Raw genomic sequence first — 22,716 nt, forward strand, 5'->3', positions numbered from 1 at the left:
TGACTGTATCAGTCATCATAACTTAGATAAAAGGTGCCGCGGGTCACGGCCCCCGGCGTAAATATGGAGGTAGCAAATATGCAACTCGGAAGTATTGAAGCTGGGGGAACCAAGTTTGTTTGTGCAATCGGTAACGAAGATTATCAGACCAAAGACAAGGTACGGATTCCAACCACGACCCCGGAAGAAACCTTAAGCAAGACCATCGCGTACTTTAAACAGTTCCCGGAACTAAAGGCGATTGCCATTTCATCTTTTGGTCCCATCGAACTGCGGCGCAACTCGCCAAAGTACGGATATATCACCAACACGCCTAAGCCCGGCTGGGCCAACACGGATTTCGTGGGTCGACTCAAGCAGGAGTTAGACGTGCCGATGTACTGGACGTCTGACGTGAATGGGTCAGCGTACGGTGAATACGTGATGTCCACTCTGTTCAACGAAAATATCAACTCGTTAGTTTACTTCACGATTGGGACCGGCGTGGGGGCCGGCGCCATCATTAACGGACATTTCGTTGGCAGTCTGGGCCATCCAGAAATGGGTCACGTCCGGTTGAAACGCCATCCCGACGATTTGGATTTCGCGGGGATCTGCCCGTTTCACGGAGATTGCTTGGAGGGCTTGGTCAGCGGGCCAACGTTCGACGCGCGGCTGGGGAAACCCGGTAAGGACGTTCCATTGACCGACCATGTTTGGGACATCATGGCTTACTACGTTGCGCAAGCAGCTTTGCAAGTCACGTTGATGATGCGGCCTGACAAAATCGTCTTTGGTGGCGGGGTTGTCAGTGAAGCCTTCCTGAAAAAGGTGCGGCACGAATTTTCTGAGTTATTGAATGATTATGTCAATGTCGGTAAGCTCACGGATTACATCGTGATGCCGAGTGTCAAAGACAATGGTTCAGCCACGCTAGGCGATTTTGCCTTAGCGCTTAACGAGTACAACAAGTAAGAGAGGGAGAATTTTAATTATGAAAGCCTTAGTTTTAACTGGAACCAAAAAGATGGAGATCCAAGACGTTGCCAAGCCAGAAGTTAAGGCCAACGAAGTGTTGGTCAACACCGCTTACGCTGGAATTTGTGGGACTGACCGGGCCCTTTACGCCGGCCTGCCTGGCTCCGCGGATGCTGTGCCGCCAATCGTGTTAGGTCATGAAAACTCCGGGATCGTTGCGGCTATCGGTAGTGACGTCACCAACGTAAAAGTCGGCGACCGCGTCACGGTTGACCCTAACATTTACTGTGGCCAATGTGAATACTGCCGGACTGACCGTCCAGAACTGTGTGACAACCTGTCCGCCGTTGGGGTTACTCGCGATGGTGGTTTGGAAGAATCCTTCACGGCACCTTCATCCGTCGTTTACCCAATTCCTGACAACGTGTCCTTAAAGGCCGCTGCCACGACTGAACCCATCTCCTGCGCGGTTCACGGGATGAGCTTACTGAGCGTTAAGCCTTACCAAAAGGCATTGGTCATCGGCGATGGTTTCATGGGGCAATTATTCGTTCAATTATTACAAGCTTACGGGGTGCACCAAGTTGATTTCGCCGGTATCGTTGACGAAAAGCTGGCCTTCAACAAGGAAAAATTTGGCGTGACTAACACCTACAACACCACGCGTGACAGCATTCCTGCCGACTACGACGTTGTGATTGAAGCCGTTGGTTTGCCACAGACCCAAGAACAAGCCGTTGAAGCAACTAAGAAGGGCGCCCAAGTCCTGATGTTTGGTGTGGGTAAGCCTAACCAAACCTTCTCCATGAACACTTACGAAGTTTACCAAAAGCAATTGAAGATCCAAGGCGCCTTCATCAACCCATACGCCTTTGAAGATGGGATTGCTCTGTTATCCAGTGGCCAATTGGATGTTGAATCCTTGATCAGCCACGAAGTTAGTTTGGAACAAGTTGAGGATGTCTTAAACGGCAAGGTCGCTGGTGTCAGCAAGGCCGTCGTTAAAGTCAGTGACTAGTAAAGGTAAGGGATTATTGTGAAAGTTGAAGCAGCAAGCGATTTGAATACGGGTGCCGACGTTACGGTAAGTAACCAGCGGACGATTTCCATGTCCAAGGCGATTGCCTACTTCGCACTGTCACTGGTCATTAACTCGGCCGGTAACGTGTTGACGTTGGTCACGAGCGCTAAGATTCACCCGTCCTTCTTGGGGGCGGCCTACTGGTCCGCAGCCGAAGCCAACTTGGGAACGGCCTTCCACTGGAACCTGTTCTGGGCATTTCTGATCATGGGCTTCTTGACGGCGGTGTTAAATGCCATCTTGATTCACCACTGGGATTGGAAACGAATCGCCGGGAACATGGTCTTCATGGTGCCATTCTCCGCGTTGATTCAAGTGTTTGAGGACTTCTTTGATGGCAAATACCCGGCGTTGTTCGCGGGCTTACCAGAAGCGCACGGCACGGGGATGGTTATCCTGTACGTGGCCTTGAACTTCCTGGGAGTTGCGTTCATCGCGGTCGCTATTTCCATCTACCAACGGGTCAACCTGGTGTTGCACCCCGCGGATGACTTGATGCAGATCCTGCGTTTCCGCTACTTCAAGGGCCAAGCAGCCAAAGCGATGTGGGCGTCATACATTCCGCCGACCATCATGGCCATCATTGCTTTGGTCGTCACGCGGCAATTTACCAACTTCGGTTTAGGAACGGTCTTTGCCTTCCTGGCCCAAGGTGGGATTACCGGGGTCGCCGACAGAGTGATCTTCCCGAAGCTGAAACACCAAGCCGTTGATGTCGGCCAAAAGATTGAATAGGAGAAAATGCAAAATGGCAGTTCAAGATTTTATTACTGGAATTCAACACGTGGGTATTCCCACGGCAGACTTAGACAAGACGATGGCGTTTTACGAATCGTTAGGCTTTGAACGTGCGGGCTTATTCCCCAACGGTGACAACCGGTGCGCCTTCATGCGCCTGGGCAACCTGACGATTGAAACGTGGGAAGGCGACCCAACCAATCCAACGGCTGGCGCCATCAACCACATTTCATTGAACACCACCGATGTCGACAAGGCCTTCGCCGCCGCTAAGGAACAAGGCTTAGACTTGGTCAACGACGAAATCCAATCCATCCCATCATTCTGGGATAAGGGGATTCGGTTCTTCAACATCTTGGGACCGAACCACGAAACGATTGAATTTTGTGAGATTTTGAAATAAGAGTGTGGAGCGGAACCAGCTGCCCTGAGGAACACGTTTCAAAAGCCGCCAGTTTCCGGATATGCAGGTCGAGAGTGGCCATAATGCACTGAACCAGCGCCGTCGAGCCACTCCCGACCGCCGTCAATCAACAGTAACAACCTCACCAATCCCTTTTCCAAGCACCTCATCAATCTTGTGAAAAAGTAAGTCCACTCCCTTCGCGTGGACGAATTGGTGAGTATACTAAAAGCGAGCTACCCCAGCCAGGGTGGTTCGCTTTTTTTCGGGATTTTTCCTGATGAGTCTTAGTTTACGGGATGCTTGGATGGATGGCAAGCGGAGATGGGATAGCCAGGAATTGGTTGAATTAGAAGACAATTTGACCGCTCAGACTATCGTTGGCCGAGTCATTTGTGACGGCGGAAAAGGGGTTCCAGTTTCTCCCAACCTCCCGTATACTAGACCCCAAAGGAGCTGAAAACATGAACGCACCTAAAATTCCCACCGAAACCCTGATACCTCAGTCTTTTTCGACTATCGCTCAGGCTGAGGACCACCTGTTGGCCCAGGTCGCAATGAAACAAGAAACCATCACGGCACAACGCCTGGAACACCCGCTGATCGACCAATCAACGCTGACTGGCATGGTGTTCAGGGGCGACGTCTTCAGCCGCTTTGAAGTGACCGACACCATTTTTCACAACTGTACGCTGGTCAACTGCGACTTTGACGGCATCAGCCTGTTTCGCGTGCGTTTTGAGAACTGCAAACTGGTCGGCACGACCCTGGATCACGGCACACTAAAAGAGGTCACGTTTGTGGACTGTGACCTCTCGCTGACAAATTTTAATGAAGCTAAGCTCACCCAGGTCGCGTTCCAGCGGAGCAAGCTCACGGAACTGAACTGCTTGGAGAGTACGCTGAAACAGTGTCAATTCAGCGATTGCAACTTGGACCAGGCCGACTTTTCAGCAACGTCGTTGAAACACCATGACCTGAGCACCTGTCGTTTTGACACGCTACGGGTCACCGATTGGGCGGTCCGGGGCTGTCGGTTCAATGACACCCAGGCAGCGTACCTGGCCCGGCTATTTCTCGGCATTACCTTAGCGTGAAATGGTCGTTGCGGCCAACCGAATTTCCTCTGGCAACAGGTCGGGGTCGTCGATCTTAGCGACTAGCCGGTCAATGGCCGTTTGGCCCAACTCGGCAATGGGTTGCCGGGCCGTGACGATGCGCTGGGGCAGAAAGTCAAACCAGTCTTGATCATCGAAGCCGCCCAACTGGAGATTGGGGACGTCCAGGTCGGGGAGCTTGCGCAAGACGCTTTGCATGATGGTATTGTCCGCAACGAATAGACCATCACATTTCTGATTGACCACTAACTGTCGGGTCATCTGCTGGACATTGCTGTTGTCCGTGCGGGCGGTGGCCTCGATAGCCGCGTCCGGTTCAATACCAGCCGCGGTCAGTGCCTCTTGGTAGCCTGTCAACCGCTCACTAGCGGTAAAGGAAACGGCGCTATTGATAATGCCGACGCGCTGGGCACCTTGGTTGATCAGCTGGGTGACGATGGCGCGGGTGCCCTGGACGTTGTCGACCAACACCCGGTCGTATGGTGCGTGATTGGGGGTCGGGGGCATGCGGTCCACGAAGACGGCCGGGGTAGGGCCCAGGATGGCGGCATAGTCGGTGGGGCCACCCGCACTGGTAATAATCACGCCGTCAACTTGCTTTTCTAATAATAAGTTAAGGCCGCTGGCTTCCTTGGCTAGATTCTCATCCGTGTTGACCAAAATCACGTCGTATCCCGCGCGTGAGGCCGCATCTTCAATGGCCCGACTCAGATGGGTGAAGAAGGCATTGAGAATGTCGGGGATGATCAGGCCGAGCGTGTGCGTTTGCTGGACCCGTATGCTGCGCGCCAAATCATTGGGGTGGTACCCCAGATTACTGGCAATATTTTGAATCTTTTGGCTCGTGTCTCGCTTGACCCGCGGACTGTGGCTCAGCGCTCGTGAGACGGTTGCTTCTGAAACGCCCGCTGCTTTGGCAACATCTTTAATCGTAACTTTTCCAGTCAATGTCTTCACCTCATATAATTAATAATCGTTTATCAATATTAATAATAGTGGTCATTGGTCCCATTTTGCTTACATAATTTATGGTAACGGTTTGATTTGACCGGCGCAACTAAATTTGTCGGCAAAAATTTTCAAAAAAGACTTGCGTTATCCCCCTACTTAATGATAAAATTTATTTCTGTTGGGTCAGTGATGACTACAATTCTTGGGCTATAGCCAAGTGGTAAGGCAACGGGTTTTGATCCCGTGATGCGCTGGTTCGAACCCAGCTAGCCCAATCAGATAGAAGTATGTGGGTCCTCGTCGTGACGGTGCGTTGCGATGAGGATTTTTTTGACCGCCAGTGGAAAGCACTGTCATTTTCCTTTAAAATGGACTTAGTAATCCACAGAGGAGCGAAGATTGATGACAACCAAGATTATTTTAGACTGCGACCCCGGCCATGATGACGCCTTAGCGATGATGCTGGCGCTGGCCAATCCAGAAATTGAACTGCTCGCCGTGACCACCTCGGCCGGCAACCAGACGCCGGAGAAGACGTTAAACAACGCCATGCGCCTGTTGACGCTGATGCACCACCAAGAAATCCCGGTGGCTGGCGGCAACCGAACACCGCTGTTAAAACCGCTAGAAACGGCTGGCAATGTCCACGGTAAAAGTGGGCTGGACGGCGCCGAGCTACCTGACCCAGATTTTGCCGTGCAGGACATGACCGCTATCGAGTTGATGGCCCAGACGTTGCGCGCAAGTGCCGAACCGGTGACGATGGTCGTGACCGGACCGATGACCAATTTGGCCTTGTTCCTCCGCGTTTACCCCGAATTAAAGGCCAAGATCGCCCGCGTCGTCTTCATGGGCGGAGCCATGGGGCTGGGCAACTGGACGCCGTCGGTCGAATTTAACATTTACGTTGACCCCGAGGCCGCCAAAATCGTGTTGAACGCCGGTATCCCGCTGACGATGGCACCACTCAACGTGACCCACAAGGCTCAAATTTTAAAGCCAGAGATCGAAGCCATCGGCAAAATTGCTAATCCGGTCGCCCACGCGTTTTACGGCTTACTGAACTTCTTTGAGCTGTACCATGAAAATCCCAAATGGGGCTTCAAAGGCGCGCCGCTTCACGACCCGTGCACGATTGCCTGGTTATTACACCCGGACATGTTCCAGAGCGAGTTGATGAACGTGGACGTTGAAACGCAAGGTGAACTGGTTCGTGGCGAAACGGTTTGTGATTACTACGAGCTGACCGGTAAACCGAAAAATACCGACGTGCTTTTAAATCTCGACCGGGAAGCCTTTATTCGGTTGATTACCACGTCTTTAGAAACTTTTAACTAGCCACGCTAACCCTTGGCCCACCAGTGACGACTGCCCGTTATCGGTGGGCTTTTTGGCTGTCCTGAGAAAAACTTAAACAATTTCCCTTATACTGAAAGAACGAAATTTTTGTGTAGAGGAGGAAGTTAAGTGAGACAGAAAGCTTTTCCAGCACATGAGGAGTTGATCTTCGGCAGTGGGTTGACCATGTTGGCCGGGGCGCTCGATGCTTACTCTTACTTGGAACACGGCGCCGTGTTTGCCGGCCTCCAGACGGGAAACCTGATTCTGTTGGGCATCAACTTTGGACATTTACAACTGGCACAAATGGGTCGGTACTTGACGGCGTTATTGGCCTTTGCCTTAGGGACGGCGCTGGCCCGCTTATTGCAGCATTTTTTAGCCCAACGAAAGTTGAGTCCACAGAGCGTGGCGTTATGGCTTGAGTTTGCCATTTTAATCATTGCTTTAGCCACGACTAACGTGATTCCGGATTGGGCGGCCACGGCGCTACTGTCCTTGGCGGCGGCCGTGGAACTCCAGGAATTTCGCCGCATCAAGGGGGCGCCGTTCACGCCACTGATGATGACCGGTAATCTGCGCACGGCTACAGAGTCATTGGTCGACGGCTTCCGCTACCACGACCGAGAAGCCCGCGGTAAGGCCAAGGATACCTTTGCCGTGCTGGGGAGTTTCATCGTCGGCGCCGTGTTGGTCGCGGCCTTCAGTCACCTGCTGGCCGGGTACACTATTTTGGTGCCCATCTTGTTGGTGGCCGCGCTGATTTTTTGGCTTTACCAGCAGAACCATCGGCGACGGTGGAAACATTGATTGGTAGTTCATCGAGAGGGTTAAAAGGTGCCTTTAATTAGGCCATCTATAAATCTATAAATTTGAAATTGGCTAAAAATTTTCTTGGGGCATAAAATTTTTAGCCGTTTTTTTGCGCAAATTATTAAATGTAACTTTAATCTACATGACTAATTGGTGCTATTATAAAAATGTAATTAATATTAAAATGTTGATGGGTAACGTTCATCAAAAAGGGGTGGCGTTTTGAACTGGAAGAAAGGAATATTCGTTTATGTTTTTGCTGTTTTTTTATTAGGTCTTGTTGGCGGATTTAGCCAGATTCAGAATGGACCGACATTTTTAGGAGAGGTAACAGCAAACGCTGATACTGTGAATCAGGCTGAGGGGGTTGATGGAACCTGTCAGTGGTATTTAACACAGGATGGCGTTTTACATATTGGTGCAGGGAAGTTAGCAGAAACAGCTTCCAAACTCGAAACGATGGATGCCAGTCAGATTGGGTATGTAATTGCTCAGTCGCTACCAGGGGAATCAGGCGAACCGACAGACAAAGAAGCAATGGCTGCAGCAATGTTAGTGAAACGAGTCGTTTTGGATGGTAAGGTACAGGCGCCAGTTAATTCAGCCTATCTGTTTGCCCAAATGGGAAATGTAACTGGGTTTGATAATTTATCGGATTTGGATACCAGTCAAACGACTGACATGTCACATATGTTTTGTAATAATTTTTCCTCAACGGGAACGGATGTGCTAACTACACTAGACCTTTCAAGCTTCAATACAGCAAAGGTAACTAATATGGAACTGATGTTTTATGGTTTGGGCCTGTATCACATTGATTTATCCAGTTTTGTTACATCGAAGGTAACCAGTATGATGTCAATGTTTAATCATGATTCTAATTTACAAACTGTAAATCTATCCAGTTTCGATGGTTCTAGTTTTGAAGGTCAGGCAACTTATTTCATGTTTTATAATGACAAATCTCTTAAAAAGATTGTGCTAGGACCAAAGATGGTATTTGACGCAGATAGTCCATATCTGAATAGTATGAGTAGTGATCGCACTACCTACACTGGTAAATGGCAAGCGGTAGGTACGGGCTCAGACCGGAACCCATTGGGGACGAAATTCGATTCATCTACAGATATTGTTAACCTATACAAGGGGAGTTCGCGGCCCTCTGAAATTGAAACCTATGTTTGGGAACCGGTAACGCGGCAAACACGGGTTACCGCCAAATATGTGAACGAAAGTGGCAAGCAAATTGCTGATGATGCTGCGACGACGTATGGGGTAATTGGTGAAAATAATCCCGGATACACAACAAAGCAGTTAGCCATAAAGGGCTATACCTTCGATAAGGTTGTGGGTGACGCGAGTGGTGCGTACCCGAATATCGATACAACCGTGACCTATGTTTATAAAAAAAGCGCAGTAGCGACCTCAGCAACTGGTTCTAACACGGCGTTGGTAGCCGAGCCGGTAACTGTTCAGTTCATGGATGAGAATGGGCAGAAATTGGCGGCAAGCGAAACGCTCACGGGTAGTTGTGGGGCGACTTATCAGGCAAGTCAGCGTAGTCTAAAGGGCTATACCTTAATGAAGGACTCAGGGAACACAACAGGAGAATTCACAACTGAACCACAAATAGTTACGTATATTTATCGGCGTGTGCAACCACTTAAGGCAAGTCGAGGATATACAGTCGTTTCTCCTGTTAAGACGATAGGTTTGTACCGCACCAAGAACTTTAAAGCTAAGCGACGTATCCACTGGTACTTACAAAAGCCACGAACAAAGTGGCCGATGTTTATCGTGACTAGTGAATCGATTTCTAACCAGGGACATTTACGTTATCACGTTAGGGATGTGAACCACGGTTCAAAGACCTTTGGCAAAACCGGCTACATCACTGCCAAAGCTCAGTACGTCGTTTCAACGTATTATGAGCGTGTCCCGCAAACTGTGAAAGTATTGAGAACATCAGGATTGAATAGCTATCGGCAAGCCGGTTTAAAGAAACGCGTTCATCATTCTCGTAGCAAACAGGTTTTGAAGGTAAAGAAGCTTGTTCACTATCACCGAACGACGCGCTTTCAGCTCACGAATGGCCAATATGTTTCAGCTAATAAAAAGCTGGTAAAAGCTATCAAATAATTTTCAAGATTAAATAAATTTCAATCCAACCCAAAAAACACCCCTGAGAAAAATTCTCAGGGGTGTTTCACGTGAAACAAAATATTATTTTGTAGCGTCAAATTGGTAATCGGCACTGTAGAATGGTACCCGGTAAGCCCGGTAGGCGTAGGCCTTGTCCGCCGCACTCTTCATCGTGGCGTTGAAGACTTGCTTGCCTGACTTGGTGACTTCGATGACGTTACTTTGCGCACCGTTGTGCTTGTAACCGAAGTCAATCAGCGTGTTGCCATTTGGCTGCCGTTCGGCGTAACCGATGACGTAGGTGAAATTGTCCTTCCCCAGTGACTTCCCGTAAGACCAGGTCGTCTTGATGGTCATCTTCTTGGCGTCCACGTGATATTGCACGGCTTGGGAGTACTTCCCAGACGTCTGCTTATTCCCGTTCGTAACGGCAATGTTGTTGTCGTACAACAGGAAGTCTTCGCTGTTCGCGGAGTTCTTACCGCCGTTGTTCAACAGGTAGATCCCGTGTTGACCACCGGTGATGACCGTGCCCTTTTCTGGCTTCAACAGGTATGGCCGATAAGCCTTAGGCCAAGTGGACTTCTTCTTACCAGAGTAGATCCACTTGATGTGGTCGGTCTTGTAGTCCAGCTTCATGATCATGTCTTGGTTCCGGCTAGAAATGACGATGGACTTGTCATTCTTGTCATAGTCCACGGCGTTTTGGTGGAGCCAGTCAATCTTCCCGTCGGCGCCCTTCGCGTACTTGGTCCACATGGATTTCGGCAATAATTTCTTCATGTCGATGACCTTCACTATTTTTCCCGTCTTGTGGGAAACTTCGACCATGGTGTCTTCCTTGTACTTGGACCCGTCAGAAACGGTGGCTAAGAAGTTATGGTTGGGCAGTTCGACCAAGTCATGGTGAATGACCGTGGTTTCGCTGTTGGCCTTGGCCGCAGCCTTACTGATGCTGGCGGCGTCAGAACTACTGGTGTTGGCGGCAAAACTGTATTCTTTGTAGACCCGACCTAAGTAGTCGGTTTCAAGTAAATCGTTATAAACGTCGGAGTTGACGTCCTTCTTCGACAGCATCATGATGTGACCGCCTGTCCACTGTTCAATCGTGTGTTGGGAGTAGTCGGTGCTGTACCACCGCACGGCGCCGTCTGCGTCAATCGCAAAGGGTTGCTTGGTGGTCCGGTTCATGATGGTCAGCTTGTTTTTGCCGATTTCCATCTTAGATTTGTCCACGTTTTTAGTTGTAATCGTGGCGTTGGCGACGTAGGTCGGTAATTTACCCGTCTGCATCTTCAGCGTCTTGGTCTGGGTCTTGCCATCTTTGTTGGTGGCGGTAATCTTCACCGTGTTGTTGGTAGCCGCGTACAGGCCGACGACCGGAACTTGGTGCGTCGTGGTGTAGCCACCCTTAACGGTGTTGGTGATCGACGTTTTGTCGGACTTGCCCACGACCGTGTAGCTGACCTTTTCGGCGTCTTTCGTTTTAAATGTCACTAAGGCGGACAGGGGGGACGTCTTGTACGGGTTGACCTTGACGTAAGGACTGTCCAATGTGTACTTACTGTTTTGCGCTGCTGCTTTATAGGTTGCGGTCAAACTTTTCTGACTGTCTTGACGCGTCGTGATGAGCTTGGTATCCAGATTCTTCTTGATCTGGGTATCCGTCAACACGGACTTATTCGTCTTGATCTTGTAGCTCGCCGCCGATGAGGTTGACGCGCTCTCGGAACTAGAACAACCGGCCAAACCGACTGTCAGAACTGCCAGGGAGGCAACAGCAAGCGTTACCATCCGGGGGTGTTTGAATTGCAAATGAGCCATCTCCTTTAAAAATTGTCGAAAAAATGGGGGAGTGGTCACTAAGACCAAGCTCCCCCAACGCTATGTAACACTTAACAATATAACACTTTTGCCGACGGCACTTTGTTAATAAAAACTGACTCTTTTGTGAACAAATTGTGAACTTTATGAATTCTACTATAACTAGCGGATTATAAAGCGTAATGTAAAACTTGACTGGTCTTTTTAAGCAAGAAATAACGTTATCTAAGAAATTCTTATTTTCTGTTTAGAAAACCATCAGGACGTCAGGGTTAATCAGATGATATAACTAAAGACGTATTAATTACGGGGCGACCCGTTAGAAGAGGTGAGACCGTGGCCGAACGGAAAAAACGGCGGTATTTACATGAAGTTGATCTCATGCGGGTCATGTTTATCGGTGGGGTGTTGCTCAATCACACCACGACGGCATTTGAGAACCGCTTAGTCGATACCACGAATAGTCAATTACTGTTGGAAGCGACCCACTTGGCCCTGCATTTTACCCGGATGGGCTTTATGTTCATGACGGGGTTGGTGTTGGTCCTCAATTATTACAACCGTGACCATCAATGGCTGCGCTTTTGGAAGAAACGTTACATCAGTTCAGGGATCCCCTATATTGCCTGGAACGCGATCATCATGATCGTGGCGACGTTGATTGCGAGTGGCGGCATTGATTGGCCGAAATATTGGGCCCATTTGGGGAACGCGTTGCAGTATGGGAATGAGTATTACATGTATTATATTGTGGTGACTTTCCAGCTGTACCTGCTGTTCCCGGCAATCGTGTATATGTTCAAGAAATTGCCGACCCACCATCTGGCCATCATTGGAATCAGTGGGGCCGTGCAGTTGTTCTTGATCACTGGGATCAAGTACTGGTTGCCCCACATTGATACCAGCAATTGGCTGTGGTGGTTCCGAGCTTACGGCAACAACGTATTTGTTTACCAGTTCTACTTCGTGGTGGGGGGCTTCGTGGCCATTCACTACGACGACGTGGTGGCCTTCATTGAGAAGAACCACAAGTTCATCAACTGGATGGCGGGCCTACTGGCGATTGGCACGGTCTTCTTATTCTTCGGTGACCGCGATATCTTACAGTTGAGCCGCAAAGCCGTCTTCTCCGTGCACCAGCCGTTCATCTTCATTTACGACTGCTTTATGATTTTATTTGTTCTCTGGTTCGGCCTGCAGTACGCCAAAGCGCGCCAACACGGCTTACCAGACTGGCTAGACAACCTGATTCAGGCCTTCTCCAAGGTTTCCTTCGGGATTTATCTCTGTCAAAGTTTACCGATCTTTGCCTTAAATGCCATTTTGGCCCACATCAGCTTGCCCGCTTGGGTCTTACTACTCTTGCTGCCTGTCGGTTACCTGTTCGTAGCCGGTGGTGCGCTGCTGATTTCATGGTTCTGCTTCAAGGTACCGCCATTCGGTATCCTGATTGGCCGGCCCCAATGGCACTTGTTCTCGAAAGGAGCACGTTCACATGTCAAAAGTAACGCTTAAATTAACCAATCAATTAAAAATGCACGCTAACGACCAAATCATCAAGGATGAGGCCCGCGACCAATGGTATACCGGTGCGGAACTCGCGGCTGACGTCGATCAACTCGACGACCAGTTACGCGGCCTGCACGTGGGCCACGGTGACGTGGTTTACGTTTGCCTGCCAAACTCGGGGATGTATCCCGTCTTGACGCAAGCCATCTGGGAAATCGGCGCCATCATGAACCCGGTTTCGGCCAACACACCAGCGGCAGAAATGTTAGCTGACTTGAAGGAACACGACTACGCCGCTGTTATTGTGGCCGATGACTTAGTCGACGCCGTGTTAGCTGACCGGCAGACGCAACGGGCTGATTTGAAATTAAACACGGCCGACAACTTGACGGTCATTCGCGACACCCAGGTAGCCGGTCACGTGGCCGCAACGCCAACCGAAGAGGATCTGGCCTTGATTTTGCACACGTCTGGGACGACTGGTAAGCCTAAGCGGGTTGGCTTGACCCATGACTTGATTCGGCACGGCGCCCAACACGATATCGACGCCCACCGGTTAACGGCCGCCGACACGACGCTGATTACCATGCCAATGTTCCACATCAACGCACAGGTCGTCTCCGTCTTATCGACACGCCTGTCTGACGGTAAAATGGTCATCACGCCGAAGTTCTCCGCGAGTCGTTTCTGGCTACAGGTTCAAAACAACGGTGTCACTTGGGCTTCCGTGGTCCCAACGATCATTAACATCCTGCTCTTAAACGACAAGGCCAAGGCGGCTTACAACGACCAAACCCATTTGCGCTTCGTACGTTGTTCTTCCTTCTCCTTGCCACTCGAAAAGCTGACCGACTTCGAAGACACGTACCACACGCGCATCTTGGAAGGTTACGGCATGACCGAGACTGCCAGTCAATGCACGTTGAATCCCTTTGATAAGCCGAAGGTTGGTTCCGTGGGGTTACCCGTGGGCACTGACATGGCCATCTTGATCGACGGTAAATTTACTACGACACCCGGTCAATCCGGTGAGATTGCGGTGCGGGGTGATCACGTCATCAAGTCTTACCTTGATCCCCATCCAGATTCCTTCAAGGATGGCTGGTTCCTGACTGGTGATTTGGGTTACTTCGATGACGACGGTTACCTCTACATCAACGGCCGGAAGAAGGACATCATCAGCGTTGGTGGCGAAAAGGTCGCCCCAGCACGGGTGGAAAACGTCTTGAGTGAACTGGACTTCATCAAGGAAATCACGGTCATTGGGACGCCCGACGACCTGTACGGTGAAGCTGTGACGGCGGTCGTTATCAGCCGGCCAAACAGCGGCAGTCAAGCGGACCAAGAACAGGCCATCTTCGACCAAGCCAAGAAGGCGTTGGCCGGTTACGAACAACCCAAGCACGTCCTCTTCGTTCGCGACTACCCACGTAACGCGACGGGGAAGGTCGTTCGGCCGAAGTTGCGCGACCTGGTCGTTAACGATCCGGTGAAGTTGGGTGCTAGCGCATGAGTCGGACCAAGCGGACATTTTTAAAATGGCTGGTCGGCATCGTGCTGGTCTTGTGGGTTGGTGTGGCCTTTTACGGCTACCAACAAACGGACGGCGCCAAAAGCAGCCACACCAACGGCTTGACGACGGTGACGGTTGGGTATCAGAAGGGCGATCCTTTTGATATCGCCAAGCAACGTGGCAAGTTGGTCAAGAAGATGAAAGCCAAGGGCTACCGGCTGGTGCTCAAGCAATTCCAAGACGGGAACGCATTGATGCAGGCTTTGAAATCCGGAAGTATCGACTATGCCCGAGCCGGGGATACGCCGCCCGTTACGGCCCAATCCGCGGGCACCAAGCTGGCTTACGTCGGCGTGGGGTCCACGAAGGCTAAGGGGTCGGGTATCCTGGTCAAGAAGAACAGTGGCATCAATTCCCTGAAGGATTTGAAGGGCAAGAAGATTGCCTACACCAAGGGGACCAGTTCCCAGTACCTGCTGCTCCAACTGCTGGTCAAGGCCGGTCTGGAGGTTCATGACGTCGATTGGGTCAACATGGACCAATCAGCGGCCAGTGTCGCCTTTGCCAAGGGCAAAATCGATGCGTGGGTCACTTGGGATCCGTATACGGCCCAAGCAGAGCTGACGCAAAACGCCAAGGCCCTGAGTAATGGGGTCGGCATGAGTAATAACCGGGACTACATTTTGTCCATGCAGACCTATGCCAAGTCGCATAAGACTGTGTCGAAGTACCTGGTGGATTACTTGGAAGACGATATGCACTGGGCTGATACCCACCATAAACAACTGACGACCATGCTCAGCAAGTCGCTGAAACTGAAGAGGTCAGTCGTGAAAAAGATGGTGGACCGCCGTCGCTACAGCATTCGCGGCATGTACAACAGTGTTATCAAGGAACAACAAGAAATGGCCGATAATTTCTATAAGAACGGCATTACGACCAAGAAAATTAACGTTAAAAGCGCCGTGACCTACTTGAAGTAGGTTAGGCAGGGGTCGCCAATCAGTGAGTTGGCGGCCTTTTTCTGATTAGGAGGACTGAGTGGCGATCACTCAGCCCTTTTTGGCTTTGCCAAAAAGGGGCCGTTACTGTTACTAACGAAATTGGCGGGTGATTTGTGCGGGATTTTGGGAAAGTTAAGGGATGTTTAAGGTTATCTGATGATAAATGATGGTGAGATAAGAAAAACAAGAAACAGCCAAATCGTATTTTGAGGATAGAGGTGGTGCCGAAGCGAAAACTTTTAACAGTTATTAAAAACTAGAAGGAAATCCTTATTTAAGTTCAATGTGATAAAGATTATTCATGAAGTAGAGGTATCCAAGATAAAGTTCGAATAATTCTACCGTGTTACGTGGATCAAGATTAAAGATTTCCTTGATGCGTTCTAGGCGATAGCTAAGTGTGTTTCTATGGATATGTAGCGCTTTTGCAGTATTAACCATACTTCCATTGTTATCAATAAATGTACTAAGAGTTTGAATGAGTTCATTACCAGATTCGGATCTATGTTCTTTCTTAAATGTGATTTCAAGCGAAGGGAGAGGTAGTTCACTACTTAAAAGCTTATCGACAAAAGCGATTTGTTGATAATAAATTTGGTCTGAACGATTAAAGATTGTACTAATCTTGAGTGCTTGTGTTGCCTGATGAATAGATGTGCCAATATCTTTGGTTGCTAGACCAACTCCGATTCGAATTTTTTTGGCTTGGCAGTACTTAACAAGACGTTCAATGGTGTCTTTTAATCTAGTCAGAATAATCGTTGTCTTAGCATCTAGAATCACCTTGTAATCGGTCCCATCCATAATTCCCATAGGGAGGTCTTGCTTCTCAATAGCAATTGCGGTTCGTGGTTTTAGAATGTCAATTTTTAATTGACTGGCCTCTAAGAGAAGTTCAGTTTTTGCTTCAATATTGCTTGTAACTTGCGACCATTGATAAAGAAATCGATTAAGTGTATTTTCTCTTTGCTTTTCTCTTAAATTACTTTCATTTTGACTTAGCAATAATTCTGTTGCGATTCTTAACAGAGAGGCCAAAGGAGTAACCTTTTTCGGATCGCCTGTGATTCCGATAACGCCAACAATTTCGTTATCGAAAAAGATTGGCATATTTATTCCGGGTTGTCCATGCTGTCCGAATGATCGGGCCATTGGTAGCGTCTTTTTCTGCTCAATAGCATCGAGTGCACCCACGTGTAGTGTGTTGATTCTAGAGCTATCCCCGCTAGCGATAACATAGCCATTTTGGTCCATTAGATTAACATTATAAGGAATTTGGGCCATCATTTTGTTAACGATAGATTGCGCTAATGCTGGATCAATTTTCATAAGATTACCTACCTTCATTCATAACTTAATATAGTCGATAATTAGACAGGGTGTGAATATAGCGGTCACAACTAATCAACTAATTTGGTCTAGCAAAGTTGTGCAAGTGACAAAACATTGGCTAATGCCGTAATATAAAATGACTGGATATGTTGATTATCGATAATGTAACCGCCTCCATTATTCTAAACGCATAAGTGCAACTTTTTCAAGCTGATTTACTACGGGTAGGCTCTGATTATACTTGAAAATTGTAGGTGATCAATGTGGTTAAATGAAAATATGAAATGTCTAAAAAGGAGATATATCACGCTTTTAAGGGATACTGAAGTGGTTGGTACAAGAGAAGTATCTGGCTAACTTGAGTGTTTAACCAAAGTTTGATATTTAAAGTTTGTGCAACTGCATACATGAATGAACTTACTTATGTAATACACTAAGACTTGTAAAAACGAACTGGAAATTTTTCTAGATGAGTGTGTTCATAATTTCACTTTTTACAGAAGAGGTGTTAGGCCTATGTCTCTTCTGAACTTTGGAAAGAAAGAAGTGTAGTAAGGTATGACAAAAGTTGTGTATATTCCAGAAGACATTGCCAATGTAGGTAAGGAGTACTTGGTAAACAAGGGGTATAGCGTAGTCGTGGGAACGGGAACTGACAAACGGACAATCTTAAAAGAAGGGAAAGATGCAGAAGGAATTATCTTACGGACATCAGAATTTGGAAAAGATATTATTGATAGCTTGCCAAGTGCAAAAATTATTGCGCGACACGGAGTAGGCTTTGATAACGTTGATGTGAAGGCGGCAACGACAGCTGGAAAATGGGTAACTAATACACCACTAGCTAATGCGAGTTCAGTAGCAGAAACTGCGACAAGTTTATTATTGGCGCTTGCTAAGAATTTAAAGAACGATATTAATCATATGGCTAATGATGACTTCTTTTATAAAAACTCACATAAAGGAATGGATCTAGAGGGTAAAACTTTAGGAATCGTTGGTTACGGTAAGATTGGAAAGATGTTTGCTAAAAAAGTTCAAGGTTTAGACATGAACATTTTGATTTACGACCCATTTGTTTCGAAAACGGAAATTGGTAAGTTGGTTTCTCGTGAGGAACTTCTGACAACATCGGACTTTGTTTCGCTACATTTACCTGCCAATGATCAAACAAAGGAATCGTTTGGCGAAGGTGAATTCAAGCTGATGAAGAATTCAGCTTATTTGATTAATTTATCGCGAGGTAGTGTCATTAATGAAAGCGCTTTAATAGAGGCGCTTGAAGCAAAACAAATCGCTGGTGCAGCGCTTGATGTGTACTCTCAAGAACCGCTACCAATGGATAGTCCTCTGTTTAATTTAGAAAACGTTACCTTGACACCGCATATTGCTTCTAATACGAGTGAAACAATGGATCGAATGGCTTTACATGCAGCAATGGAAGTGGATCGAGTTTTATCAGGTAACAAGCCTAAGTGGCCGGTTAATCAAGTGCTTGTTGAAGAATAGATTGATAATTAATTTATGGAGATGACATTATGATTTACGATACGATTAAAAGTTTTGAAGAAAACAAATTATATGATGACAAGACTAAGTTGGTCCTGGATTATGTGAAGAGTCATGATATTTCAAAGTTAGAAGTAGGTAGCCATCAAATTGACGGTAATAACTTTTATGTGAATGTTTTGAGCTATGATACAGAGAATGCTGAAAACCGCTCTTGGGAAAGTCATGATAAATATATTGATGTCCACGTATTGGCTTCAGGGATTGAAGGACTGGCCCTAAATGATACTTCTAACATGCAGCGTCTTGAATATAATATCAAGAAAGATAAGGCGACGTTGACGGGAAGTGAGAATGTTACTTTATCTCTGAGACCTGACGAAATTTTAATTTGTTATCCTGAGGACGGTCATAAAACAGGTATTCAAGTGACTGAACAACCTAGCCATTTAAAGAAGTGTGTTTTCAAAGTTAAGCTTTAAGTGGGTCGCTAAGCAGAATTAAGGATCATCAAATATGAAACGGGGTTCTCAGTTTTGGAAGATGCTAAGAAAGAAAAATCATTTAATAAGAAACGTTGGATTTCGGTATTGATTAGTGTTGTATTGGGAATAATTATCTGGTTTATTCCAGTTCCAGGTGCGTTTTCAGTCAACGCTTGGCATTTATTTGCCATCTTTGTTGCCACTGCATTTGGGTTTATGTTGCGTCCGTTTCCTTCAGGCGTTGTTACACTGATTGCGTTGACCGCGACGATGGTGACAGGCATTTTACAAGTTCCAGAAGCTTTTGAAGGATTCAGTTCAGATACGATTTGGTTGATTGTTTCAGCATTTCTATTCTCTCGTGGTTTAATTAAGACTGGTCTTGGGCGTCGAATAGCTTACTTTTTAATGGCTCGGTTTGGCTCAAGTTCTTTGAAATTAAGTTATTCGCTGTCGTTAGGGGACCTTATTATCAGTGCATTTGTTCCTTCAAACACTGCTCGTTCTGGTGGAATTATGTATCCAATCGTTCGAAGTATTGCGAGCGTTGCAGGTTCTGAACCTGATAAAGAACCGCGTAAAATTGGGGCCTATCTTATTATGTCCCTGGTACATAATGATAATATTGCAAGTGGGCTGACGATGACGGCATGCGCAGGGAACTTGCTAGTGGTAACTTTTGCGGCAAAGATTGCTAATATTCATTTGTCCTGGTTTTCCTGGTTTCTGATGGCTTCAGTTCCGGCGCTAGTTGCGTTTATTGCAACGCCTTGGGTATTATATAAAATTTTCCCACCGACTATGAAAAAAACACCTGAAGCGCGTATTGCTGCGCAACAAGCTCTGGGTGATATGGGAAAAATGAGTGCCGAGGAAAAGCTATTATCACTGATTTTTGCGATTACCATTATTGGTTGGGCAACTACAGGGATTACTGGTTTAAGTTCAACGGTGGTTGCTTTAGTTGGACTGTCGTTGATGACGTTAACTGGCATTTTGAAATGGCAGGATATTACCACTGAAAAAGGAGCATGGGATGTTATGTTCTGGATGGGTGGTATGTATAGTTTAGCTGATAATTTATCAAAAATGAATTTCTTTAAGATTTTTGCGCGTTACGTTGCACGAGATCTCCATGGCATTAGTTGGCCATTGGGGTTAGCAATTTTAATCTTTATCTTTATTGCAACTACGTATGGTTTTGCTAGCGGAATTTCTCATCTTTTGGCAATGTACCCAGTGTTCCTAACTGTGGCTATCGGGATTGGTGTACCACCATTCTTGGCAGTTATGTCATTAGGAATTTGTACAGTTCTTTATCAAACGTTGACGCATTATGCTTCAGGTCCAGCGGCTGTTTACTTTGGTGGCGGCTATGTTGAGCAAGGAACTTGGTGGCGTTTGGGACTTGAGATGTTACTCATGAACTTTGTTATCTGGGGATTTGTTGGGTTTACTTGGTGGAAGATTCTGGGACTTTGGTAAAAGGAAAGTTGGTTCACTCTGCAGGTAGCTGTAGAGTGAACCAATTTTCGCTATTGACCGATAAAGTTGCAGCTATCAAAGTATGAAAGCGATATTATTTGTTTAATTGCACAAATAATCTGTAGTAAGTTAGAGACTTTGGGTAATATATTTGTGTGAAATTTATCTTATACTCATAAGTGTAGAAAAGTTGAAAGGGGTTCATTTATTATGAAATTAGGATTTATTGGATTAGGTATTATGGGTAAGCCAATGGCAAAGAACTTGGTTCGTGCAGGCCACGACCTGACTGTCTTCGACTTTAAAGATGACGCTGTGCAGGAATTAGTAGACCTTGGTGCTACCGCCGCTAAGGATGGCAAGACTGTTGCTGAAAAATCCGATATCATCTTCACTATGGTTCCTAACTCACCTAACGTTGAAGCCGCTCTGTTTAATGAAGGTGGTGTGGCTGAAGGATTGAGTGCCGGCAAGACGGTTATTGATATGAGTTCAATCAACCCATTGGCTAGCCAAGGATTTGCTAAGCGCTTGGCTAAATTAAACGTTGGTTTCTTGGATGCCCCTGTTTCAGGTGGTGAACCTAAAGCTATCGATGGTTCTATTGCCTTCATGGTTGGTGGGGACAAGGATCTCTTTGACAAAAACAAGGAATTGTTAGACGTCATGGGTGGTTCTGTCACCTACGTTGGTGCTGTTGGTGCTGGTAACACGACGAAGTTAGCTAACCAAGTCATTGTTGCGTTAAATATCGCTGCTGTCAGTGAAGGGTTTGCCCTTGCTAAGAAAGCTGGTTTGGATCCAAAGATGGTCTTTGATGCTATCCACACTGGCTTAGCTGGTAGCACGGTTATGGATGCTAAGGTGCCAATGATGATTGCTCGGAACTTCGAACCAGGCTTCCGTGTTGATTTGCACATCAAGGACTTGCAAAATGCCTTGGATACATCTCACTCATTGCACGTTGGGTTACCATTGACTGCTGAAGTTATGGAAATCTTGCAATCTGTTAAGAACGACGGTAATGGTAGTGATGACCATTCAGCTATTGCTAAGTTCTACGAAAAGATGAACGATTTGACTATTGAATAGTTAGAACAATTAATCTGGCAATTAAAGGAAATGGGATTTTAGGACATCCCTTTTTCTTTTACGCCAAATGTGAAAGGGAGGGTAATATGTCAATTCCTAAGATTGTTAAAATGGACGTATATCCGGTTGCCGGATATGACAGTATGTTATTGAATCTAAGTGGGGCACACGGACCATACTTTACTAGAAACATCGTTATTTTAACTACAGATACAGATGAGATTGGTGTTGGCGAGGTTCCCGGTGGCAAGAAGATTACTGATACGTTGAATGAATCTAAGCCGTTGATTCTAGGTAAAAGTTTAGGTGAATATAAAGATGTTTTACAAACCGTTCGAGACAAATTTTCGGATCGAGATTCTGGTGGTCGCGGATTACAAACTTTTGATCTGAGGACAACTATTCATGTCGTGACGGCAGTCGAAGCAGCGTTTTTGGACCTTTTGGGCAAACACTTACACGTGCCAGTCGCTGCGCTATTAGGTGATGGTCAACAACGGGAAAAGGTAGATGTTTTAGGATATCTTTTTTACGTTGGTGATAAATCGAAGACAGATTTAGACTACATCAGTCATGATGATGATTCTGACGAATGGGGCCGCGTACGACGTGAGCCTGCTTTGACGCCAGAAGCTATTGTTAAGCAAGCACAAGCTGCTTATGACCGTTATGGGTTTAAGACCTTTAAGCTTAAGGGCGGTGTCTTCGATGGTGAACAAGAAGTTGCTGCAATTAAAGCATTGCATAAGGCCTTTCCACAGGCTAAGTTAGATCTTGATCCAAATGGATCTTGGTCACTGAAAAAGGCGATTCATTATGCATCTGAACTTAAAGGAATATTGACCTATGCAGAAGACCCTTGCGGTGCGGAAGACGGTTTCTCTGGGCGTGAAATCCTATCAGAATTCCGGAAAGCGACATTCTTACCCACGGCTACTAACATGGTTGATACAGACTGGCGGCAGATGGCTCATGCTATTGCCTTAGATAGCGTTTCCGTCCCGTTAGCTGACCCGCATTTTTGGACTATGGAAGGCTCTGTCCGGGTTGCTCAACTTTGTCATGAATTTGGGTTGAACTGGGGTATTCATTCTAACAATCACTTTGATATTTCCTTAGCGATGGTTGCTAATACAGCAGCTGCTGCTCCTGGTGATATTTATGCGATTGATACGCATTGGATCTGGCAAGACGGTCAAAATTTGACTAAAAATCCTTATCAAATTAAAGCGGGCCAACTTACGGTACCGGCTTCTAACGAAGGTTTAGGTATTGAAATTGATTTGGAGGCAATCAAGGAAGCAAATAAACTCTATATTGAAAAGAACCTAGGTGCTCGGGATGATTCCAAGACCATGCAATACTTGATTCCTAACTGGCATTTTGATCCTAAAAAGCCGGCATTAGTTCGTTAGAAAGGGA

General features: G+C 47.0%; 19 protein-coding genes and 1 tRNA gene. 17 read left to right on the forward strand and 3 right to left on the reverse strand.

Features of this window, described 5'->3' with window-relative positions:
* The first annotated feature begins 78 nt into the window (after positions 1-78).
* From scrK to EKM83_RS10700, 5 genes are all read left to right on the forward strand, one after another.
* The gene (scrK, locus tag EKM83_RS10680) at positions 79-954 is read left to right on the forward strand and encodes a fructokinase ScrK (RefSeq protein ID WP_125577275.1); all 876 of its coding nucleotides are present in this window, start codon (positions 79-81) and stop codon (positions 952-954) included.
* A 19-nt stretch (positions 955-973) separates the two neighbouring features.
* Entirely contained in the window at positions 974-1,975 is a 1,002-nt protein-coding gene (locus EKM83_RS10685; RefSeq protein WP_125577277.1) for a zinc-dependent alcohol dehydrogenase family protein, read from the forward strand.
* Between the two features lie 90 nt (positions 1,976-2,065).
* A complete protein-coding gene (locus EKM83_RS10690) occupies positions 2,066-2,773 on the forward strand; it encodes a fructose permease (protein WP_225418663.1) in 708 nt (235 codons plus the stop codon).
* A 13-nt stretch (positions 2,774-2,786) separates the two neighbouring features.
* Positions 2,787-3,179: a VOC family protein gene (locus EKM83_RS10695; protein ID WP_125577281.1), complete on the forward strand. Its 393-nt coding sequence runs from the start codon at positions 2,787-2,789 to the stop codon at positions 3,177-3,179.
* Positions 3,180-3,643: 464 nt separating this feature from the next.
* Positions 3,644-4,276 (forward strand): pentapeptide repeat-containing protein, encoded by a 633-nt coding sequence (locus EKM83_RS10700; RefSeq protein ID WP_125577283.1) that lies wholly within the window; start codon positions 3,644-3,646, stop codon positions 4,274-4,276.
* Here EKM83_RS10700 and EKM83_RS10705 read toward each other — a convergent pair.
* Positions 4,268-5,245: a LacI family DNA-binding transcriptional regulator gene (locus tag EKM83_RS10705; protein WP_125577284.1), complete on the reverse strand. Its 978-nt coding sequence runs from the start codon at positions 5,243-5,245 to the stop codon at positions 4,268-4,270. The two genes, EKM83_RS10700 and EKM83_RS10705, sit on opposite strands and share 9 nt — an antisense overlap.
* Positions 5,246-5,451: 206 nt before the next feature.
* On the opposite strand from EKM83_RS10705, the gene EKM83_RS10710 reads away from it, so the two are divergent.
* The 4 genes from EKM83_RS10710 to EKM83_RS10725 all read left to right on the forward strand — a co-directional run bounded on the left by EKM83_RS10710 (position 5,452) and on the right by EKM83_RS10725 (position 9,538).
* A tRNA-Gln gene (locus EKM83_RS10710) sits at positions 5,452-5,523 on the forward strand.
* Between the two features lie 127 nt (positions 5,524-5,650).
* The gene (gene rihA / locus EKM83_RS10715) at positions 5,651-6,586 is read left to right on the forward strand and encodes a pyrimidine-specific ribonucleoside hydrolase RihA (protein WP_125577286.1); all 936 of its coding nucleotides are present in this window, start codon (positions 5,651-5,653) and stop codon (positions 6,584-6,586) included.
* A 129-nt stretch (positions 6,587-6,715) separates the two neighbouring features.
* On the forward strand, positions 6,716-7,396 hold the full coding sequence (locus EKM83_RS10720) for a YoaK family protein (protein WP_125577288.1): 681 nt from the start codon (positions 6,716-6,718) through the stop codon (positions 7,394-7,396).
* A gap of 225 nt (positions 7,397-7,621) precedes the next feature.
* Positions 7,622-9,538, forward strand: a complete 1,917-nt coding sequence (locus EKM83_RS10725) for a MucBP domain-containing protein (protein ID WP_125577290.1) — start codon at positions 7,622-7,624, stop codon at positions 9,536-9,538.
* 84 nt (positions 9,539-9,622) lie between these two features.
* On the opposite strand, the gene EKM83_RS10730 is transcribed toward EKM83_RS10725, so the two are convergent.
* Positions 9,623-11,365, reverse strand: a complete 1,743-nt coding sequence (locus tag EKM83_RS10730) for an aryl-sulfate sulfotransferase (RefSeq protein WP_164505657.1) — start codon at positions 11,363-11,365, stop codon at positions 9,623-9,625.
* A gap of 336 nt (positions 11,366-11,701) precedes the next feature.
* Between EKM83_RS10730 and EKM83_RS10735 the strand changes: the two genes are divergently transcribed.
* From EKM83_RS10735 to EKM83_RS10745, 3 genes are read left to right on the forward strand one after another with little or no spacing between them, the layout of a single operon-like run.
* Positions 11,702-12,880 (forward strand): acyltransferase, encoded by a 1,179-nt coding sequence (locus EKM83_RS10735; protein WP_125577292.1) that lies wholly within the window; start codon positions 11,702-11,704, stop codon positions 12,878-12,880.
* The gene (locus tag EKM83_RS10740) at positions 12,861-14,387 is read left to right on the forward strand and encodes an AMP-binding protein (protein ID WP_125577294.1); all 1,527 of its coding nucleotides are present in this window, start codon (positions 12,861-12,863) and stop codon (positions 14,385-14,387) included. Before EKM83_RS10735 ends, EKM83_RS10740 begins: the two co-directional genes overlap by 20 nt.
* A complete protein-coding gene (locus tag EKM83_RS10745) occupies positions 14,384-15,370 on the forward strand; it encodes an aliphatic sulfonate ABC transporter substrate-binding protein (protein ID WP_125577296.1) in 987 nt (328 codons plus the stop codon). Before EKM83_RS10740 ends, EKM83_RS10745 begins: the two co-directional genes overlap by 4 nt.
* A gap of 291 nt (positions 15,371-15,661) precedes the next feature.
* Here the strand turns inward: EKM83_RS10745 and EKM83_RS10750 are convergent, their stop codons facing one another.
* Positions 15,662-16,720: a CdaR family transcriptional regulator gene (locus EKM83_RS10750; protein ID WP_125577298.1), complete on the reverse strand. Its 1,059-nt coding sequence runs from the start codon at positions 16,718-16,720 to the stop codon at positions 15,662-15,664.
* 561 nt (positions 16,721-17,281) lie between these two features.
* On the opposite strand from EKM83_RS10750, the gene EKM83_RS10755 reads away from it, so the two are divergent.
* The 5 genes from EKM83_RS10755 to EKM83_RS10775 all read left to right on the forward strand — a co-directional run bounded on the left by EKM83_RS10755 (position 17,282) and on the right by EKM83_RS10775 (position 22,709).
* Positions 17,282-18,232, forward strand: coding sequence for a hydroxyacid dehydrogenase (locus EKM83_RS10755; RefSeq protein WP_125577300.1), 951 nt, complete (start codon positions 17,282-17,284; stop codon positions 18,230-18,232).
* Positions 18,233-18,261: 29 nt separating this feature from the next.
* Positions 18,262-18,714 (forward strand): YhcH/YjgK/YiaL family protein, encoded by a 453-nt coding sequence (locus EKM83_RS10760; protein WP_125577302.1) that lies wholly within the window; start codon positions 18,262-18,264, stop codon positions 18,712-18,714.
* Between the two features lie 54 nt (positions 18,715-18,768).
* Positions 18,769-20,202 (forward strand): DASS family sodium-coupled anion symporter, encoded by a 1,434-nt coding sequence (locus tag EKM83_RS10765; RefSeq protein ID WP_164505658.1) that lies wholly within the window; start codon positions 18,769-18,771, stop codon positions 20,200-20,202.
* A gap of 210 nt (positions 20,203-20,412) precedes the next feature.
* On the forward strand, positions 20,413-21,294 hold the full coding sequence (garR, locus tag EKM83_RS10770; protein ID WP_125577306.1) for a 2-hydroxy-3-oxopropionate reductase: 882 nt from the start codon (positions 20,413-20,415) through the stop codon (positions 21,292-21,294).
* A gap of 86 nt (positions 21,295-21,380) precedes the next feature.
* On the forward strand, positions 21,381-22,709 hold the full coding sequence (locus EKM83_RS10775) for an enolase C-terminal domain-like protein (RefSeq protein WP_125577309.1): 1,329 nt from the start codon (positions 21,381-21,383) through the stop codon (positions 22,707-22,709).
* Positions 22,710-22,716: the final 7 nt, after the last annotated feature.

Source organism: Levilactobacillus angrenensis (assembly GCF_003946085.1).
Lineage (GTDB): Bacteria > Bacillota > Bacilli > Lactobacillales > Lactobacillaceae > Levilactobacillus > Levilactobacillus angrenensis.

Excerpts from the sequence above, each read along its gene's own strand:
- rihA (WP_125577286.1), top strand. The coding sequence starts at position 5,651 with ATGACAACCAAGATTATTTTAGACTGCGACCCCGGCCATGATGACGCC.
- EKM83_RS10755 (WP_125577300.1), top strand. The coding sequence starts at position 17,282 with ATGACAAAAGTTGTGTATATTCCAGAAGACATTGCCAATGTAGGTAAG.
- EKM83_RS10730 (WP_164505657.1), bottom strand. The coding sequence starts at position 11,365 with ATGGCTCATTTGCAATTCAAACACCCCCGGATGGTAACGCTTGCTGTT.
- EKM83_RS10690 (WP_225418663.1), top strand. The coding sequence starts at position 2,066 with ATGTCCAAGGCGATTGCCTACTTCGCACTGTCACTGGTCATTAACTCG.
- EKM83_RS10775 (WP_125577309.1), top strand. The coding sequence starts at position 21,381 with ATGTCAATTCCTAAGATTGTTAAAATGGACGTATATCCGGTTGCCGGA.
- EKM83_RS10695 (WP_125577281.1), top strand. The coding sequence starts at position 2,787 with ATGGCAGTTCAAGATTTTATTACTGGAATTCAACACGTGGGTATTCCC.
- scrK (WP_125577275.1), top strand. The coding sequence starts at position 79 with ATGCAACTCGGAAGTATTGAAGCTGGGGGAACCAAGTTTGTTTGTGCA.
- EKM83_RS10685 (WP_125577277.1), top strand. The coding sequence starts at position 974 with ATGAAAGCCTTAGTTTTAACTGGAACCAAAAAGATGGAGATCCAAGAC.
- EKM83_RS10700 (WP_125577283.1), top strand. The coding sequence starts at position 3,644 with ATGAACGCACCTAAAATTCCCACCGAAACCCTGATACCTCAGTCTTTT.
- EKM83_RS10750 (WP_125577298.1), bottom strand. The coding sequence starts at position 16,720 with ATGAAAATTGATCCAGCATTAGCGCAATCTATCGTTAACAAAATGATG.
- EKM83_RS10760 (WP_125577302.1), top strand. The coding sequence starts at position 18,262 with ATGATTTACGATACGATTAAAAGTTTTGAAGAAAACAAATTATATGAT.
- garR (WP_125577306.1), top strand. The coding sequence starts at position 20,413 with ATGAAATTAGGATTTATTGGATTAGGTATTATGGGTAAGCCAATGGCA.
- EKM83_RS10745 (WP_125577296.1), top strand. The coding sequence starts at position 14,384 with ATGAGTCGGACCAAGCGGACATTTTTAAAATGGCTGGTCGGCATCGTG.
- EKM83_RS10740 (WP_125577294.1), top strand. The coding sequence starts at position 12,861 with ATGTCAAAAGTAACGCTTAAATTAACCAATCAATTAAAAATGCACGCT.